The following is a 17,563-nucleotide window of genomic DNA, read 5'->3' as shown; positions in this document are numbered from 1 at the left end:
TGATGGGAGGAAGATATGTTTTGGATTTGGAAAAAACGGGTTGCCGAGCTAAAGAGAAAGATTAATGCTGCTCAACAAGAAATTCAAGCAGCGCAGGAGAAAGGGCAACTATTTTTTAGGCATGGGACAAAGTTTAGCAAGCAAATTGAGGAGTTTTTTAAAGGGCAATTTGCAGAAAATCAAAAAGAATTAGAGGGTTTTCTTTCTGGTTGTGAAACAGTTGATGTGCGGGGATGGGAAGCTAATTATTGGCAATCCTGGCAACCTTCTGATGCTTTGCTCAATAACTATATTCGCATTGGTGCAAATGTCGAGTCAAGAGGCGATCGCCTCTTTGCAGTTCCACATTATGCACCGTTTATTGGTAAGAACAAAACTTTAATTGTATTAAGTAATGATAATACGGCTGACCAGGCGATCGCTCTACTACAATCACTGGCAATTCGTATAGCACTGACCCTACCACATCAATCTCGTTATACATTGATTGATCCAATTGGTGGAGGTTCAGCCTTTCCCATGCAAAGATTTCTTCCCTTTGTTCGTGAAACAAGTGATGATATCCGACGAGATTTAGATCAAGTTAGTGCTGATATTAGAAGAATTATCGCTACCTATCTTGATGCAAGTGCAGATTCATTTGACCTTTTACCAGAAGATACTCGTATTAACGAGCGGTTAGAATTTATTTTCGCTGCCAATTTCCCAAAAGAATATGATCAACGTGCTATTCAAGCACTTTATAGTATTGGTAGAACTGGTCCAAAAGCTGGCAAATACTTGATTCTTCACTATAATAAATCGCAGTCACTACCACGCAATATGGGAATGGATGGCTTTGAAAATGCTGCCTATATTGATTTAACTAATGGCTACAGTAAGGTTGATCCCACAGCTTGTCAGCTAAAGTTTGTTCCAGATATAGCACCATCTCCTAGTTTACAAACAGAGCTTTTTAATGAACTTAGCAAAGCCAAACCACCTCAACATAACCTAGAATGGGATCAGACAGTTGAAATCCTTAGTCAACATTGGTGGAAAGAAAGTGCTGCTGAACTGATTGAAACACCAGTTGGAGACTATGGTAGTAAAGAACTTTTAAGGGTATGGTTTGGTGAAAAAAACCAAGAAAATACCTGCGCTCATGGCATATTAGGCGGTACTGCTGGCTCAGGGAAATCAACTTTGTATCATGTCATCATTATGGGGTTAGCAATTCGCTATGCACCTAATGAACTAAAAATGTATTTAGTTGATGGTAAGTCTGGTGTTACTTTCCAACCTTACCGAGATTTACCTCATGCTGAAGTAGTTTCTCTGCACACAATGCCAGAACTATCCCGCAGTGTTCTTTCTGAATTAGTTGCCGAAATGGATTATCGGTATGATCTATTTGGTTCGGTGGGTGTGGAAAAGTTAGCAGATTACCGGAAAAAGGGGCAAACTAAAGTTAAACTTCCCAGAATTTTACTACTTGTAGATGAATATCAAGAGCTATTTGAAGGAGATCAAGATGGGATCGCATCCAGTTATTTATTAAAACTATCACAACAAGGACGTGCGGCTGGAATCCATTTTTTATTGGGTTCTCAAGGATTTAGTGCCGTTGGTATGTTAAACCGTGACGCTATTTTCCAAAACGTTCATCTGATGATGGCCATGCGGATGAGGCCAGATGATATTCAATCGTTAACAAGTTTTGGTAGACGTGGCAAGCAGTTGATTATGACTTGTGATTTGCCAGGTAAAATCGTAGTCAATGATCAGCTTGGTGATGACGGTGCAAATAAACTAGGAAAAGTTGCTTTTCTGAAGTCAGATGAACGAGATAAGCTAGTTCAAAAGCTACATCATAAGGCGCATACAGAATTTTCTCCTGATAATTTACCCCTGCGTATTGTTTTAGATGGCAAGGAACAACCGAACATTATTGAGAATCCACAACTGCGTAACTTGTTGGAACATTCTGCTTGGCTAACTCCGCAACAGTGGCAAATAAAAGCACGTAAATCAAAGCAAGAAGGTGGTTTAGGTATTTCTGATTGGTTCTCGGCAGAACGACCTAGAGCCGTTTGGCTGGGACAAGAATTTAGTGTGCGTGGACAGGCAATGATCGTATTGCGGCGGCGCGTTTCTGAAAATGTTGTGCTAGTTGGCAGTGAAAATACAGCTATCTATGGAATGCTTGCAGGAATTCTCACCAGTTTGGCGGTGAATACTAATCCCAAGACTACAGAGTTCTACATTTTTGATCGCAGCATGGCAGAAACCCAATGGTGTGAAACATTAAAAATGCTTTGTGCCAGTGTTTTAAAACCTGTTAATTTTCCTATAAAATTTACACGCAGTGTCAAGGATATTGGAAAATTTGTAGATTTATTAATAGCAGAATTAGATCAACGGACTCAACTGGACGATGACGAACGGATTTCTAAGCCATCTATTTTTGTAGTCATGACAGAACTAGATCAGGTGGATGAAATTCGTCGTCAACCTGATGCTTATGGTATGACTGACTCTCCACTAGGTGAAAAACTCCGTCGTTTATGTGTTGAAGGTTCACGGTTAGGCATTCATATTATCTTGAGTTTTTCTGGACTTAAAGCCATGCTCAATGTGATTGATGAACGCCGTGATTTGGTTAATTTCCGTCATCGCGTGGCTTTACAAATGTCTGAGGATGATTCTTTTACCTTTGTTCGTAATCGTACCGCTTCACGGTTACAATTAGATGGTAACAAACCAGTTTCTGCATTATATCTTGATGTGGAAAGCGATCGCGCAGTCCGCTTTAAGCCATATAGCACTGAAGCAACTATTCCTCTGAATGAGCAGCTTCATCAAATTTCTGAAACCCTTAAAAAATGGAGACAAAAACTATGAGTATGAATGATACTTTCCGTGAAATGAAAAACTTCCATGATGAACTCCGTCGGTTTAATCAAAATCTCCAATCTTCAATGAATGATTTGCAGAACAACCACGATCAGGTTTCTCCACTTTGGCAAGATGATATGCGGAAGGAATACGATGCTCAATGGCGGGAATTTGACGAAATGATGAAAAATTATCTCAATCGTGAAGCCCCAGCTTATACCCAATTTCTTGATAAAAAGTTGAAAGACCTTGCCCGTTTTCTAGGTCGCGGATAATTTTAATCTTGAATTAATTTAATAATTAGTAATCTATCAACTAAGGAAATCTAAAACATGACTTATAGCGGTGCTACAGATACACGACTTCTACTTGCTGGATTACAGAAATATCGTGAAAGTTTGGAGAAGCATATAACTCAACTAACCTCAGAATACACTCAGCTTGAACAGCGTTGGCGTGCTTTTAATGCAGTTTCAGAAGGTGATTATGCGAACCAATTTCGTTCAGGTTGGATGCAAACAGATGCACGTTTTAAAACTTATATCAATCAATCACAAAAGATTAAATCTTTGCTAAATGAACGAATTGCAGCTTTAGAAGAATTTAACAGACAGGAGGGTAGTTTGTGACGACTTATGATCCTCGTGTTCTGATTCGTGCTTTTAATACTCTACAAGAGGAATTTCAAAGATTTAATCAAACTTCTAGTGATACCCTCAAGGAAGCAGAACATACCCAAAAATGCGCTCAAGACAGGGTTAATCAGGCATTGAGAGTAAGTGCGATCGCTCTCAGTCAAGCAAAATCTGACATAGAAGATGTGCAAGTCGTTGATCAAGAAGTTCGTGATTTGCTCTCAAACTCCAGTGCTGCTGTAGAAACTGCTCATCGTACAGTAGAAATGGTGGGTAAATTTCGACAGCAAGCAGAAACAACCCTGGCAACTTGGCAAAATAAACTACAAAAGGCTATAGCATGGCAAGCTCAAGCAGAGGCAAGACTACAGAGAGCAATTCAAGAGTATAATCAGGCGCAACGAAGTTTAGCATCTGCCCAACAAAACTTGGCATCTGCTCAACAAAATTTGGCATCTGCTGAAGCCAGTTTACGAAGTTGCATGAATAATCCAGAAAGTAAAAATTGTAATCGTGAACAACGAGCCTACGACAATGCTAATGTGGCAGTTGCAGTAGCTATTCAAGAGTTACAACGAGCAGGAATTGAGTTACAACAAGCAGAAATTGAAGTTGAAGCAGCACAGGAAGAACTAGAAAGGGCAAAAGCTAAAGTGCGAGATTGTCAGCAAGCGGTTGGCTATGCAGAACAAGCTGTACAACACGCGAACCTAGCTACAGAACAGGCTAACCAAGCTATAACTGAGGCAGAACGCAGTTTAGAAAGTGCCGAATCTGCTAATCGTGCTGTAACAAAAGCTAGTACAAAAGCAACCGAGGAACATGAATTAACTGAACAAGCAACAGGTCAAGTTCATCAAGCAGAAGGTTTCGTCACTCAAGCACAAGTTAGCGTTCAGAGGGCAAGAAATCAAGCAGACTCAGCTTATAATTTCGCTGTTCGAGGCAATCAAGAACTTGGATATCGTACAAAGTTGCTTGTACTTTTTAATCAAGTTGATTCCAGTTTATCTGCTACAAAGACTGTGCAATCGAATTCTGCAACTACTCAACCTCAATCATCAGTAGCTAATTCTTTAGCGGATAGTCTTAAGTATGTAGATAGATATAATTATTTAGATGAAGAAAATGGATCAGTAAGAATTGAAGCTAAAGATATGGATGGGAAAGATGTCGGATTTATTACTGCTGAAAGAACATCTAATAACAGAATAAAAATAAAAGATACAGTTGTTCCAGATGACTTGCAAAAAAAAGGTATTGGCTCTGGTTTGTTGTCTAGGCTTGAAAACCGATTTCCTAAAGGTACAGAGCTATACTTTCAAGAAAACCAAAAACCAGAGTTCTGGAGCAAAAAAGGGTTTCAACAAAGAGTTACAAAAGATGGGATAACAGAATTTTTTAAGGTTATCGAATAAATGTTAAGCATTAAATGAAATGGTATTATAAAATATGACTCACACTGGCAGTACAAACAGTAAATTTCTATTAACAGGGCTGATAGAATACCGAAAGAGCCTAGAGAGTCACTTGAATAAGCTAGGTTCACAATATATCCAATTAGAAAACCGTTGGCGAACTTTTAATGCAGTTTCAGAGGGCAATTATGCAGAACAATTTCGAGCAGGTTGGACACAAACAGATGCGCGTTTCCAGACTTATCTTGCTCAGTCTGACAAAATCAAGTCTTTTTTGAATGAGCGCATTGAGTTTCTTGCTAGGGTAAATGGAGAAAATCCTGAATTGTACATATCAAGTCCTGCAAATTCTTCCAGAAATGGAGGATCTACTTCATCAGAAACTATAGCATCTGAGCCAAAGATAAAAGGTAATTCTAAATATCTAAGCGATAACTTAGACCGCATTACAGAAAATAAAATTCCGGGAACAGATAAACTTTATCCACCTGGTAAATACCAAGCTCATCATGTAATTCCTGGTGCTATTGCTAATAAAAGCCCTCTAGTTAGAACAGCAATAGAAAGATTTGGATTTGATATTGATTCAGCTATAAATGGTATTTACTTACCAGAAAACGAAACTCAACAATCTGTAGTTAAAAATATGACTGGTGTTGATTTACCTATACACTCAGGATATCATTCACGCTACAGTTCAATAATTAACGATATTCTTGAGGTACATTGGCAAGATATAAATGGTGAAGATCATTTATCTGAGTTTTTTGTACATGAAAGTAGTACACAATCAGATCAAATAATTCTCAATACTTTACATACAGCCATTGGTATAATCAAGAATTTAATAGTAGATGGAACATTAGATACAGAGGATATGTACAAAAATCGTCAAAAATCTTAGTAATTTTTATTTAGATGAGGAATTATGGAAGAATCTACTTGGTACACAAAACAGCGATCGCAACTAGAAGACTCACTTTGGACATTTAAACAGCGATATCGAGTTCTACAAGATTTTCAAAAAGATATTCAAGGAATTTGGCAAGATGACGCAGCTACTGAAATTAATGGCCGCTATTTTCGTCCCCATGAGGAAGATAGTCAGCAAACTTTGACAGCACTAGCTAGGCAATTGTCATTCTTAAGTGAGTCCGATGCAAAACTGCAAATGGCGAGTCAACTTATTTTAGAAGCCAATCGGTTATCAGAAGAGATAGAAAAATTAATAACTTTTGCTAATCAAGATATTTCTAGATCCCACAGTGAGTACAGTGTTTTTCAAGAACAAAATTCTGCTGCTAGAAGCGAACTACCTACAATTACTCAATTAATAAATCAGGCTAATAGCTTTAACGATAATTGATTTTGCTGGTAATAGTTGCTAGGCAATATGCTTGCAGCAGCACTTACGCGATCGCTACCAATTAATGACCTTCAAACGGTTGATCTTTGCAAATTCTTGATCAGCAGTCACTAAGCTTGCTGAATTTTGGATTGTTATTGCAGCAATTACTGCATCAGGTAATTTTAACCGATATTGCTGACGAATTTCGATAATCTTGTCAACTAATACCGGATCACCTGCTGCCAAACCAACAATTTCCACTCGCTGAATAAATTGTTGAAAAAGTTGGAGATCGCTTTGAGTTAGCCCAGAAAAAACCAAAAATTCAATCTGGCTAATAATCGAAATCCCAATCCAATTAGCATTTTGAAGTAATTGAATAAGTTGGGTATTACCTTGTAACAGGGCAATGATCGCATTCGTATCTAGCACATAGCGATTACCATTCATCTCTTAATGTCCTTTGCATCACTACTGCATCTCCTTGCCAATTTAACCGTCCTACCAAATCAGAAAAATCATACTTGAGATTTTGATCTTTAGATGGGACAACTGGATTAATTACCAGCACAATACTTACTTCTCCCGGATCAAGTTGTGTGGGAATGTCAAGATGCAAATGACCTGATGAATCCACTATCGTTGTAAGTTGAAGAACTTCCATTTTGATGTTAATAATTGGATATCAATTTTATTTTAGTCCAAACTCAAGTAACAATCATCATAAATGATAAATAAAATTCTGTAAATCCTAAAATCCTGGATATCCTGATAGCGAAGCGTGGCGTTAGCCATTTCAGACAATTAATGCTACAATAAACAAATAATTACTTGGTATCATATCATGATGATTACTCAAGCACTGGAATTACAACCTAACATCTTAGAAGATATATCAGAAGATATCATTTTCCCCCCCAGTGACCTATATAGTGATGAACCTCCCGTGGAAACAGAACTGCATCTCGAACAAATAATGCTCTTAATAAAATCTCTCAAATGGTTATGGAAAGAGAGAACTGATTTTTATGCTGTTGGAAATCTGAGTATTTACTATAGTCCTCATCAAAAGAAATCAGAAGATGTGAGAGGTCCAGATTTTTTCGTAGTTTTAGGAACAGAACGGAAAACTAGAAAAAGTTGGGTAGTGTGGGAAGAAAATGGTAAATATCCTAACCTGATTGTGGAAATTCTCTCACCAACCACAGCTAAAACTGATAGAGAAACTAAAAAAGAACTTTATCAAGATACTTTCCGCACACCTGAGTATTTTTGGTTTGATCCCTATAGCTTAGAATTTGCAGGTTTTTATTTAATACATGGTAAATATCAACCTGTAGAACCCAATGAAAAGGGACATTTATGGAGTCAAGAATTAGATTTATATTTAGGAATTGTTCAGGGTTTATTAAGGTATTTTACACCAGATGGAGATTTAGTTCCCACACCGGAAGAAAGTGCAGAATTTGAAGCTCAAAGAGCAGCAATTGAAGCTCAAAGAGCAACAATTGAAGCCCAAAGAGCAGCAATGTTTGATGAAAAAGCTCAACGGTTAGCAGCAAAGTTGCGAGAATTAAATATTGATCCAGATACAATTTAATTTAGATCCCATTTAGATCCCCGACTTCTTTGAGAAGTCGGGGATCTAGGGATCGATAATTCACGAATTTCCTCACTACTATTGATAATTAGACAACTTTGATGTTTGGTTGTTGATAATAATTTAAATAGATTTCCGTATTCTTCATACCCTTGTTGATATTTACCTGATACTTGATGCTTTGAAAAAATACAGTTAACATCGTCAATGATAATCAGATAAGAGTGTTTTTCTATGGCTTTTTTAAATTGTGAAAGTTGATGAGGTGAATTATCTGGAATAACCTGATCATTAGGGTAAATTGTCTCTGTGATTAGTTGTGTTAAACTGGGTAGAGATTTTAAACTTTTATAAATAACAAACTCAAAATTTTCTTTGATATTATCAACTAATTTTAAAGCTAAAGCAGTTTTTCCAATACCTTTAATACCCAGTAAGGTTATTAAATTACATTTTCCTTGGAGGATTTTTTGTTGTAGTAATGATAATTCTACTTTGCGTCCATAAAAATCACCGATTTCAGGTGCATCTTTTAAATCTAGATGAGAGGTTATCTGTTCTTGTTTATGGATAATTTCATGATTTTCTGGTGATGGTGCAGATTCTTTAAAAAAATTACCACTATTGATTTGTATTCCTTTAAAAATATTAGTTGAAGAGAAACTACATCTACCTAAAGTTGACTTGACATTAAATTTATTAACTTTTTTTCCAACTGCTTGAGATAAGGATTTCCACAGTTTACTGGCGCTATCCTTGATGTATTTTTCGCTGTGGTGGTGTTCTGTGGCGATATCTGCGTAAGTTCTACCCTGTAGTGTCCCTTCCAGGATAGCTCTTTGTAAATCATTGAGATGGTGTCCTTGATGCTCAAAGACTTGGTTATCTGCAATTTCAATTATCTCTTCAATATTTAACACTACTCCCCCCCTTCAAGTCAAGACTTTTTGATATTCTATCATGCTTTTAATACATCTTCTGGGGAGACTACACAGACAAAACCCATCTGCGCTGGTTGGAAATTTGGGCGTTGCTGATTAAGGGTATGAATTTTAGTCTCACGCAAAGGCGCAAAGACGCAAAGGTAAGAGTTTTAAAGGTTCAATTTGGGAATTTCATACCTCAATTCAGCAACGCCGAAATTTGTTAGCCTGGCGAGTGGAAGTCACGGCTACACAGACAAAACCCGCCTTCGCGGGTTTGGTGTAAGAGATAAATTTTTGACTAATGGCGTTTGTGAAGATTTTTATGGGTGACAGAATATTACTTTTAGAGACTTTTTCACGTTTTTACATACTTTTGAGGTCTTGACATCCTCTTTTGGGCGTATTAAATTCAGTATGTTTGAAAACTATTGTAACTTATTGTGGGTTGGGTAGTGAATTTCATATTTATCTACATTTACTCCCAATAACAATTTGTACGTTATTTGAACGGGGGAATTGACATGAATAAGATCATATCATCTGCGATCGCTTTTATGGGTGACATAATATTACGTTTAAAGACTTTTATATCACTTATACATACCTTTGAGGGCTTTACATCCTCTTTTGGGCATATTAAATTAAGTATGTTTTAAAACTATCGTAATTTATTGTGGGTCGGGTAGTGAATTTCATATTTATCTGCATTTACTCCCAATAAGAATTTGTACGTTATTCAAACGGGGGAATTGACATGAATAAGATCATATCATCTGCGATCGCTGTTTCTGCCATTACTGTATCTACTGTCTTTGGTTTAAGTTTAGTTAATGTGAATATACTACCAGCCCAGGCTCAAAAATCATCAAATTCTAAAACATGGTACATACGTTACACAACTTTTATTGCGGGGAAAATAGTAAAAGTACCAGGAAGGGAGAAGTGGCTTAGGGGAGATAACAGGGAATTTAATGTAGACGCTAAAAGTTACCGGACAAGAACTGATGTTACTATTGTCTGTAAAACGGGGAGCAACAATGTCACCATGCGTCCATTTATTGGTAAATCAACTGAAGTTACTTCGGACGGTAAAGTTGTTGACTCTGCTATTGCATCAAGTAATGGTATTAAATTAAAAATAATACATCAGCAATATCCCACCATCAAATTTACAGTTAAACATGAAGTCGGGATTCCTCGTAAGTTGTTGTTGCTAAGTCCAGATATTGATTATTCTTACACAGGAGAATTTGATTGCGAAAAAGGAACTTATACACTTGAGGGGGAACATGATAAAGCACCGAATCACGAAGTTTATATCAAAGACTCAGCGTCTGTTGGGTGGAAGACCATATACAGATTTAACGGAGAGGACTTTACGTGTTTAATTCCAACTGCGTGCTTTAAATCCAAATGGAATTGGCCTAGTGATTAGTCACACTTACACAAGCAAAACCCGTTGGGGCGCGGGTTTGCTACAAGATATGGATTTTTGACTGGTGGAGTTTGTGAGTATTCCCAAAAATTATCAAGCCAAGCTTTTATTTTGTTTAAGAGATTGGAGTACAAGCTAACCGAAAAGACCGATCTCATAAAGTATTAAACAATTGATGGTAAATAATATTATGACATCCGATCAAATTTCAATAGAAGTCAATGGTAAGGTAGATGTCTTTCAACTGTCTGCTTACGGAAATGAGCAAGATCAAGATCAGACGGATCAAGAAGGAACTGTAAAAGTTAATGGAAATGAATTAGAACTTCAGGGAAGTCTATGGCGAAAAGTCAAGATTGACCATAAAATCACCCCTAAAACAATTTTAGAATTTGAATTTCAGGGTATTAAAGAAGGAGAGATTCACAGTATAGGATTTGATAACGATAATGTGGTGTACGATAAAAACCTTCTTAATGATCAAACGACTGACGATACAACTTTTCAGATATGGGGATCACAGGAATCAAGTTTTAAATGGAATCCAATCACTAACGGTATTGATAGATATGCAACGAATTTGGGGTGGCATAAATACAAAATTTTATTAGAAGATCACTTCAACGGTAGGTTTTCTTACCTAACATTTGGTAATGATCAGGATGTTACTAATCCGACTGCCACTGCTAAATTCCGTGGACTGAAGATTTATGAAAACCCGGATACTCCTGAAGATCCAAATCCCGAATCTGACGAAAACCCGGATACTCCTGAAGATCCAAATCCCGAATCTGACGAAAACCCGGATACTCCTGAAGATCCAAATCCCGGACTTTTTGAAAAACAGCTATCTAATACAAATATTTATGCTATAAAGACGTACGGATCTTTTATATATATTGCGGGATCTACTAGTAAAAACCTAGATGGAAAAATTAATAATGGTAAAAATGATGCTTTCATCAGTAAGTACACTCTTGAAGGTAATTTAGATTCGACAGAACTGTTAGGATCACCAGGCGATGAATCCGCCAGGGCGCTGGCAATAAATACTGATGGTTGGATATATCTTGCCGGTAGTACCATTAGTGATAATAGTGATGTCTTTGTTGCACAATTGAAAGCTGATAATCCAGTGGCTTCAGTGGCTTACTTCCCGATATACGGAACTAATAAAAATGAATACCCAAATGCTATAACAACAGGATTAGATGGTTCTATATATGTTGCCGGTTCGACTGGAGGACAGCTGGACGGACAAAATAATAATGGTGGTATTGACGCTTTTATTACAAAATATACAAGTGATCGTACTAAACCTAAAGTATGGACAAAGCTCTTAGGAACTAGTAGTGATGATTCTGTCAATGCTATAACAACAGGATTAGATGGTTCTATATATGTTGCCGGTTCCACTGGAGGACAGCTGGACGAGCAAAATAATAATGGTGGCATTGACGCTTTTATTACAAAATATACAATTGATGGTACTAAAGTATGGACAAAGCTCTTAGGAACTAGTAGTACCTGAGTTCGATGTAAGAAAACCAGCTAAAAATGAGTATTCAAAAGGGTTAGAGGCTTTTCTGGAAAGAGCCTATATTCTCAATAAGCCTTAATTATTGAGAATTAATAGGAAACCAGCCTAGATTTAAGTAAATTTTCATAACAAAATCTAAATTTATATTACGAATACTATTTGAATACAAACTCAAAGTACCTCAGATTAGGGACAATAGAAGAGGTTTAATTAAAGAAAATTAATGATTATAACTCATGGAATTAGAAACTATTTTCTGTGAAATTGATGATTTTTGTACCTATTTTGAGCCAATGTTTCAAGCTCAACTTATCCCATCCCAAATAAAAAAAAGAATTAGACCCAGCCGATTATGTCTAAGTGAAATTATGACAATAATTGTGTATTTTCATCGCTCTAGTTACCGCAATTTTAAAGATTATTACCTGAAACATATCTTCAAATATTGCCAAGGTGAATTTCCCAATTTAGTGAGTTATCAAAGATTTGTTGAATTAATGCCAAATGCTTTAATTCCCTTGATGTATTATCTGAATACACGAAAAGGACTCAATACAGGTATAAGTTTTATTGATAGTACCTCTATTCCCATTTGTCATTCTAAAAGAGCCAAGACAAATAAGGTCTTTAAAGATTTAGCTGGCTGGGGGAAAAGTTCTATTTGTTGGTATTTTGGGTTTAAACTTCATTTGATTATTAATGATCAAGGAGAGTTACTTGCGTTTCAAATTACTCCTGGAAATACAGATGACCGAAAACCTGTTCCCACTTTGACTAAGAACTTATTTGGGAAAATATTTGGAGACAAAGGATATATTTCTCAAAAACTCTGGCTTGAACTTTGGTCTAATGGACTCAAATTAATCACTCCTTTCAAGAAAAATATGCGGAATAAGCTCTTGTCCCTGGAGGAGAAATTAATGCTCCGAAAACGCTCTTTAATTGAAACTGTTAATGACCAACTCAAAAATATTTCACAACTTGCTCATTCTCGACATCGAAGTGTTACTAATTTCATGGTTAATGTTGTTGCTGCAATAATAGCTTATACTTGGCAACCTAAAAAACCTTCTTTAAGATTTGATGAAAATGAAATTGAAACCTTACCAGTTTTATTAGCTTAATTACCAATTAAATATCAATATTACCTAATAGTAAATACATTTCAAAAAATTAATTTTTTGAGAACTTTTTGGCGTGGGCTTTAATTCTCAATAACCAATACTTATTGACAGAACTGTTGCTGTTACGTACTTTTAGACTTTTTATTTACATCGAACTCAGGTAGTAGTGATGATTCTGTCAATGCTATAACAACAGGATTAGATGGTTCTATATATGTTGCCGGTTCCACTGGAGGACAGCTGGACGAGCAAAATAATAATGGTGGCATTGACGCTTTTATTACAAAATATACAATTGATGGTACTAAAGTATGGACAAAACTCTTAGGAACCAGTAGTGATGATTCTGTCAATGCTATAACAACAGGATTAGATGGTTCTATATATGTTGCCGGTTCCACTGGAGGACAGCTGGACGAGCAAAATAATAATGGTGGCATTGACGCTTTTATTACAAAATATACAATTGATGGTACTAAAGTATGGACAAAACTCTTAGGAACCAGTAGTGATGATTCTGTCAATGCTATAACAACAGGATTAGATGGTTCTATATATGTTGCCGGTTCTACTGGAGGACAGCTGGACGAGCAACCCAATATTGAGGGTAATGCTAGTTTTGTTCGAAATATTTCGAATGATGAGGAGGTTACTAATAATGAAGTTCCCACAGCAAATGCAATTGCAGACCAAAACGCTAAACAAGATAACGTCTTTAATTTCCAACTTCCCACCAATACTTTCACAGATATTGATGCTGATGATGTTCTTACCTATTCAGCCACATTAGAAAATGGCGATGCTTTACCAAGTTGGTTAACCTTCAATTCTACAACTCGCACCTTTAGCGGTACTCCCACTAATGATAATGTGGGTAGTTTGAATATTAAGGCGATCGCTACAGATAAAGCCGGGGCAACTGTTAGTGATATCTTTGTAATTACCGTTGAAAATGTTAATGATGCACCGACATTAGGAAATACAATTGCAGATCAAAACGCTAAACAAGATAACGTCTTTAACTTCCAACTTCCCACCAATACTTTCACAGATATTGATGCTGATGATGTTCTTACCTATTCAGCCACATTAGAAAATGGCGATGCTTTACCAAGTTGGTTAACTTTCAATTCTACAACTCGCACCTTTAGCGGTACTCCCACTAATGATAATGTAGGGAATTTGAATGTTAAGGCGATCGCTACAAATAAAGCCGGAACATCTGCTAATGATATTTTTGCGATCGCAGTCGAAAAAATCATTGACAACCAATCTACAACTGTAGGAACTCCAGGAGATGATAAATTAATTGCTACTCCTGGTAGTCAATTCGATGGTCAAAACAATATTGTATTTACAGGTGCAGGTAAAGATGAGGTAGACCTGTCCACTGTATCTGTTTTTCCCAACTCAGGTAACAATATCGTTGATCTGGGTAGCGGTGAAGATACAATTTTTGTGAATAAAGGCGATCGCGCTTTCGGTAGTGACGGTAATGACACCTTTAATGCTAAAGATGGTCAAGGTGGCAACCGCATATCCGGTGGTCTTGGGGATGATACCTTCTACTTGGGTAGCAATGACCGCGCTTTAGGTGGTGATGGTAAAGATATCTTCAGAGTTAGTCTTGGTGGTGGTAACTTAATTTCCGGTGGTGCTGGCGCTGACCAATTCTGGATTGTCAATGCTGAATTACCCTCTTCGGCTAATACCGTGCTTGACTTCCAACTGGGTACTGATGTCATTGGTATTCAAGGTGCTGTCAGTTTAGGTATTACCACATCCACACTCAAGTTAAATCAAGTTGGTGCTGATACTGCGATTGTCTTCAACAATCAAACTTTAGCGACTCTGACTGGGATTCAAGCCAGTAGCTTGAGTTTGACAGATTCTAAACAGTTTGTCTTTGCTTAGAATATAATTCTCCCATAGGGGTTTAGCGCGATGCGTTAAGCTCCTGATCTAGGGATATAGGGACAGCGATCGCTCGAATTAACCACCGAATACCTCATCCTGGAAATCCTGAAATCCTGGAAATTCTGATTCAGACAAATTCCCACAGCGATCGCTCGAATTAACCACCGAATCCTTCATCCTGGAAATCCTGATTCAGACAATTAATTACCGTCAAATTAACAACCTTATTTTAATGCGATTAGAGTTATTTCATATCCCCGACTTCTCTAAGAAGTCGGGGGTCTATTTCATATTTATTTTGGACTATAGGGCAGAGAAGAATGGTGTACAATAATACGCAATTTTCCATCACCACCTCTAATAAACTGCCAGGTTTTATCTACTGTTGTGACTTTACCTGTTTTATCAGTTATGGAAACATTACCCATAGTGGTAGCAGTATTACCAAGAATAAAAATACCAGCGTTGCGAATTTCCACCTTTCGCCATCCTTTGAGAGCAAAACCAGTATCTTTAGGGAAGGAGGAATCACCACCCACAAAATAAGACAAAGCTCCTTTGTGTGTCGTGCGGAAGGTCTGGTCTCCAGTTGTCAAGGTTGGCTTGAACAACACCAATCCCGATTGATAAGCATATGCTTGATCTATTATATTGTCAGCCAATTTTCTAGCAGCGGCTATCCCCTTTTCATCATAGGTGGTACTGATGGAAACCAATGCTTCACCCCAGGCTTTTTGAGCAGCCAGGACTTCAGCCTCAGTAATGGATATATTAACTACTGATGTCTTAGAATTTGATGAGGTCGGCTTAGTGGTGGTACTATTAACTTGACCATGAGCCATCAATGGCGCAGTAACCAACAAGGCTATAGTAGCAGCGGTTACAGAAAGACTGACTTGTAATTGTTTAAAGGGGTTGGTATGCATACTAAGAAGAAATATCAAAGGGGAAGTTAAAAAACGTCTCCACAACATCTAACAACCTTGTGCCAAATCAGTCCAATATTTACTATAAATAGTTACCATAAGTAATCATCTATGCTATCATTTAATGATTTAATTTAAGGTGTTGTGCATTTAATTTGTATAATTCTTGCGGGCAAGATGCCCGCACTACAAGAAATTTTTGGGTATTTTTTTAATTGGAAGTCCCTTAAGGTAAGTTCCTTTTGGTCGAGCAATTTTTAGATCGCGTGGATGACGGCAAAAAGCTATGGCAAATGTTTAAGAAATTTGCGATAATTTGGTGAAAGTAATTGACAATTAATGCTACAATAAATCAATAATTACTTGGTATCATATCATGATGATTACTCAAGCACTGGAATTACAAACTAACACATCAGAAGATATCATTTTCCCACCCAGTGACCTATATAGTGATGAACCTCCTGTGGAAACAGAACTGCATCTCGAACAAATAATGCTCTTAATAAAATCTCTCAAATGGTTATGGAAGGAGAGAACAGATTTTTACGCTGTCGGAAATCTGAGTATTTACTATAGTCCTCATCAAAAAAAATCAGAAGACGTTAGAGGTCCAGATTTTTTCGTAGTTTTAGGAACAGAACGAAAAACTAGAAAAAGTTGGGTAGTGTGGGAAGAAAATGGCAAATATCCTCATGTCATTGTCGAAATTCTTTCACCAACCACAGCTAAAACTGATAGAGAAACTAAAAAACTACTTTATCAAGATACTTTCCGTACACCTGATTATTTTTGGTTTGATCCTTATACATTGGAATTTGCAGGATTTAATTTAATCAGTGGCAAATATCAACCCTTACAACCTAATGAAAAAGGACATTTATGGAGTGAAGAATTGGGGTTATATTTAGGAATTCATGAAGGTTTATTAAGATATTTTACATCATTAGGAGTTTTAGTTCCTACACCGGAAGAAAGCGCAGAGATGGAAACAACAAGAGCAGCAATGGAAGCAGAAAAAGCGAAAATATCAAATGAAAAATCTCAAAGGTTAGCCGCAAAATTGAGAGAGTTAAATATTGATCCAGATACGATTTAAGGAAATCTAAAATCAAATTGTGTTTGTTTTAATTACCCCAACTTTGTATATTAGGAGGATAATTTTATGTCAATCATGACAATTAAAGATGTAGAACAAGTCCAAACTGCTTTTAGTGAAGCAGGGTTAGATTATGATGTTGAATTAACAAACGGGAGAATTTCTATCGTGGGTCCATCGGATATTGTATCTAGTGAAATTAGTAGTCGTTTAATTGCTTTCCTCTTTGCTTGGGTAAATCCGCGTCGTTTAGGAAGAGTATTTGATTCTGCTGGTGGTTTTATTTTACCTGATAGCAACCTCACCGCACCAGATGTTTCTTTTGTTCGGGCTGCACGTCTGCGTCAAAGTCCCCGTTATTTTGGCGAACTTGTGCCAGATTTAGTAGTAGAAATTAAATCTCAAAGTGATAGAATTAAACCTTTAGTTACTAAAATTCTCAACTTTGTAGAATTAGGTGCTGTGATGGGAATTTTAATTGATCCTGATGAAGAAACTGTTACAGTTTATCGTCATCAAGGTGAACCAACTATTTTAAATAATGGCGATATTTTAACTTTACCAGAACTTTTTCCCGGTTGGGAATTAGCCGTTTCTGAATTATGGCCTCCTATTTTTACTGAAGAAGAAATAGAAGGTTAATTTGTTTGATCGGATTGGTTTTTTGTGGAGTTCTTTGATGAGAAATCGGGAATTTTGCCCCAAGAGTGCGGAGAAA

At 36.9% G+C, this 17,563-nt stretch carries 17 protein-coding genes; 13 read left to right on the top strand and 4 right to left on the bottom strand.

Annotated elements, in window-relative coordinates; translation table 11 throughout:
* Positions 1 to 15: 15 nt before the first annotated feature.
* The 6 genes from HEQ36_RS00395 to HEQ36_RS00370 all read left to right on the top strand — a co-directional run bounded on the left by HEQ36_RS00395 (position 16) and on the right by HEQ36_RS00370 (position 6,296).
* A complete protein-coding gene (locus HEQ36_RS00395; RefSeq protein WP_168636837.1) occupies positions 16 to 2,883 on the top strand; it encodes an FtsK/SpoIIIE domain-containing protein in 2,868 nt (955 codons plus the stop codon).
* Positions 2,880 to 3,152: a hypothetical protein gene (locus HEQ36_RS00390; protein WP_168636836.1), complete on the top strand. Its 273-nt coding sequence runs from the start codon at positions 2,880 to 2,882 to the stop codon at positions 3,150 to 3,152. Before HEQ36_RS00395 ends, HEQ36_RS00390 begins: the two co-directional genes overlap by 4 nt.
* Before the next feature lie 57 nt (positions 3,153 to 3,209).
* Positions 3,210 to 3,506: a hypothetical protein gene (locus HEQ36_RS00385; RefSeq protein ID WP_168636835.1), complete on the top strand. Its 297-nt coding sequence runs from the start codon at positions 3,210 to 3,212 to the stop codon at positions 3,504 to 3,506.
* Entirely contained in the window at positions 3,503 to 4,930 is a 1,428-nt protein-coding gene (locus tag HEQ36_RS00380; protein WP_168636834.1) for a hypothetical protein, read from the top strand. The genes HEQ36_RS00385 and HEQ36_RS00380 overlap by 4 nt, the downstream gene beginning before the upstream one ends.
* A gap of 112 nt (positions 4,931 to 5,042) precedes the next feature.
* Positions 5,043 to 5,834 carry an AHH domain-containing protein gene (locus HEQ36_RS00375; RefSeq protein ID WP_290706375.1) on the top strand — a complete coding sequence of 264 codons (792 nt, stop codon included), beginning with the start codon at positions 5,043 to 5,045 and terminating at the stop codon, positions 5,832 to 5,834.
* A 24-nt stretch (positions 5,835 to 5,858) separates the two neighbouring features.
* Complete coding sequence (locus tag HEQ36_RS00370; RefSeq protein ID WP_168636832.1) at positions 5,859 to 6,296, top strand: hypothetical protein; 438 nt, start codon at positions 5,859 to 5,861, stop codon at positions 6,294 to 6,296.
* Between the two features lie 54 nt (positions 6,297 to 6,350).
* On the opposite strand, the gene HEQ36_RS00365 is transcribed toward HEQ36_RS00370, so the two are convergent.
* Together HEQ36_RS00365 and HEQ36_RS00360 are read right to left on the bottom strand one after the other, a co-directional pair.
* Positions 6,351 to 6,728 carry a type II toxin-antitoxin system VapC family toxin gene (locus tag HEQ36_RS00365; protein WP_053540127.1) on the bottom strand — a complete coding sequence of 126 codons (378 nt, stop codon included), beginning with the start codon at positions 6,726 to 6,728 and terminating at the stop codon, positions 6,351 to 6,353.
* Positions 6,718 to 6,942, bottom strand: a complete 225-nt coding sequence (locus HEQ36_RS00360) for a hypothetical protein (protein ID WP_015081312.1) — start codon at positions 6,940 to 6,942, stop codon at positions 6,718 to 6,720. Before HEQ36_RS00360 ends, HEQ36_RS00365 begins: the two co-directional genes overlap by 11 nt.
* 180 nt (positions 6,943 to 7,122) lie before the next feature.
* Between HEQ36_RS00360 and HEQ36_RS00355 the strand changes: the two genes are divergently transcribed.
* The gene (locus HEQ36_RS00355) at positions 7,123 to 7,878 is read left to right on the top strand and encodes a Uma2 family endonuclease (RefSeq protein ID WP_053540126.1); all 756 of its coding nucleotides are present in this window, start codon (positions 7,123 to 7,125) and stop codon (positions 7,876 to 7,878) included.
* On the opposite strand, the gene HEQ36_RS00350 is transcribed toward HEQ36_RS00355, so the two are convergent.
* Positions 7,875 to 8,798 carry an NB-ARC domain-containing protein gene (locus HEQ36_RS00350; RefSeq protein ID WP_290706372.1) on the bottom strand — a complete coding sequence of 308 codons (924 nt, stop codon included), beginning with the start codon at positions 8,796 to 8,798 and terminating at the stop codon, positions 7,875 to 7,877. The two genes, HEQ36_RS00355 and HEQ36_RS00350, sit on opposite strands and share 4 nt — an antisense overlap.
* 760 nt (positions 8,799 to 9,558) lie before the next feature.
* Between HEQ36_RS00350 and HEQ36_RS00345 the strand changes: the two genes are divergently transcribed.
* The 4 genes from HEQ36_RS00345 to HEQ36_RS25925 all read left to right on the top strand — a co-directional run bounded on the left by HEQ36_RS00345 (position 9,559) and on the right by HEQ36_RS25925 (position 14,817).
* Positions 9,559 to 10,239, top strand: coding sequence for a hypothetical protein (locus tag HEQ36_RS00345; protein WP_168636831.1), 681 nt, complete (start codon positions 9,559 to 9,561; stop codon positions 10,237 to 10,239).
* A gap of 190 nt (positions 10,240 to 10,429) precedes the next feature.
* Complete coding sequence (locus tag HEQ36_RS00340; RefSeq protein ID WP_290706370.1) at positions 10,430 to 11,770, top strand: SBBP repeat-containing protein; 1,341 nt, start codon at positions 10,430 to 10,432, stop codon at positions 11,768 to 11,770.
* A 245-nt stretch (positions 11,771 to 12,015) separates the two neighbouring features.
* Positions 12,016 to 12,903 (top strand): IS982 family transposase, encoded by an 888-nt coding sequence (locus tag HEQ36_RS00335; RefSeq protein WP_053540817.1) that lies wholly within the window; start codon positions 12,016 to 12,018, stop codon positions 12,901 to 12,903.
* A 186-nt stretch (positions 12,904 to 13,089) separates the two neighbouring features.
* Positions 13,090 to 14,817: a putative Ig domain-containing protein gene (locus HEQ36_RS25925; protein ID WP_367272376.1), complete on the top strand. Its 1,728-nt coding sequence runs from the start codon at positions 13,090 to 13,092 to the stop codon at positions 14,815 to 14,817.
* Positions 14,818 to 15,113: 296 nt separating this feature from the next.
* On the opposite strand, the gene HEQ36_RS00320 is transcribed toward HEQ36_RS25925, so the two are convergent.
* Positions 15,114 to 15,746, bottom strand: coding sequence for a hypothetical protein (locus HEQ36_RS00320; RefSeq protein ID WP_053541337.1), 633 nt, complete (start codon positions 15,744 to 15,746; stop codon positions 15,114 to 15,116).
* Between the two features lie 376 nt (positions 15,747 to 16,122).
* Here HEQ36_RS00320 and HEQ36_RS00315 point away from each other — a divergent pair, with 376 nt between their 5' ends.
* Both HEQ36_RS00315 and HEQ36_RS00310 read left to right on the top strand, forming a co-directional pair.
* Positions 16,123 to 16,845 carry a Uma2 family endonuclease gene (locus tag HEQ36_RS00315; protein WP_053540122.1) on the top strand — a complete coding sequence of 241 codons (723 nt, stop codon included), beginning with the start codon at positions 16,123 to 16,125 and terminating at the stop codon, positions 16,843 to 16,845.
* Positions 16,846 to 16,911: 66 nt separating this feature from the next.
* Positions 16,912 to 17,487, top strand: a complete 576-nt coding sequence (locus HEQ36_RS00310; protein ID WP_168636829.1) for a Uma2 family endonuclease — start codon at positions 16,912 to 16,914, stop codon at positions 17,485 to 17,487.
* Positions 17,488 to 17,563: the final 76 nt, after the last annotated feature.

Source organism: Anabaena sp. 54, assembly GCF_017355725.1.
Taxonomy (GTDB): domain Bacteria; phylum Cyanobacteriota; class Cyanobacteriia; order Cyanobacteriales; family Nostocaceae; genus Dolichospermum; species Dolichospermum heterosporum.
Note: the sequence above shows the minus strand (reverse complement) of the source record. Positions and strands in the feature narration are given on the sequence as shown.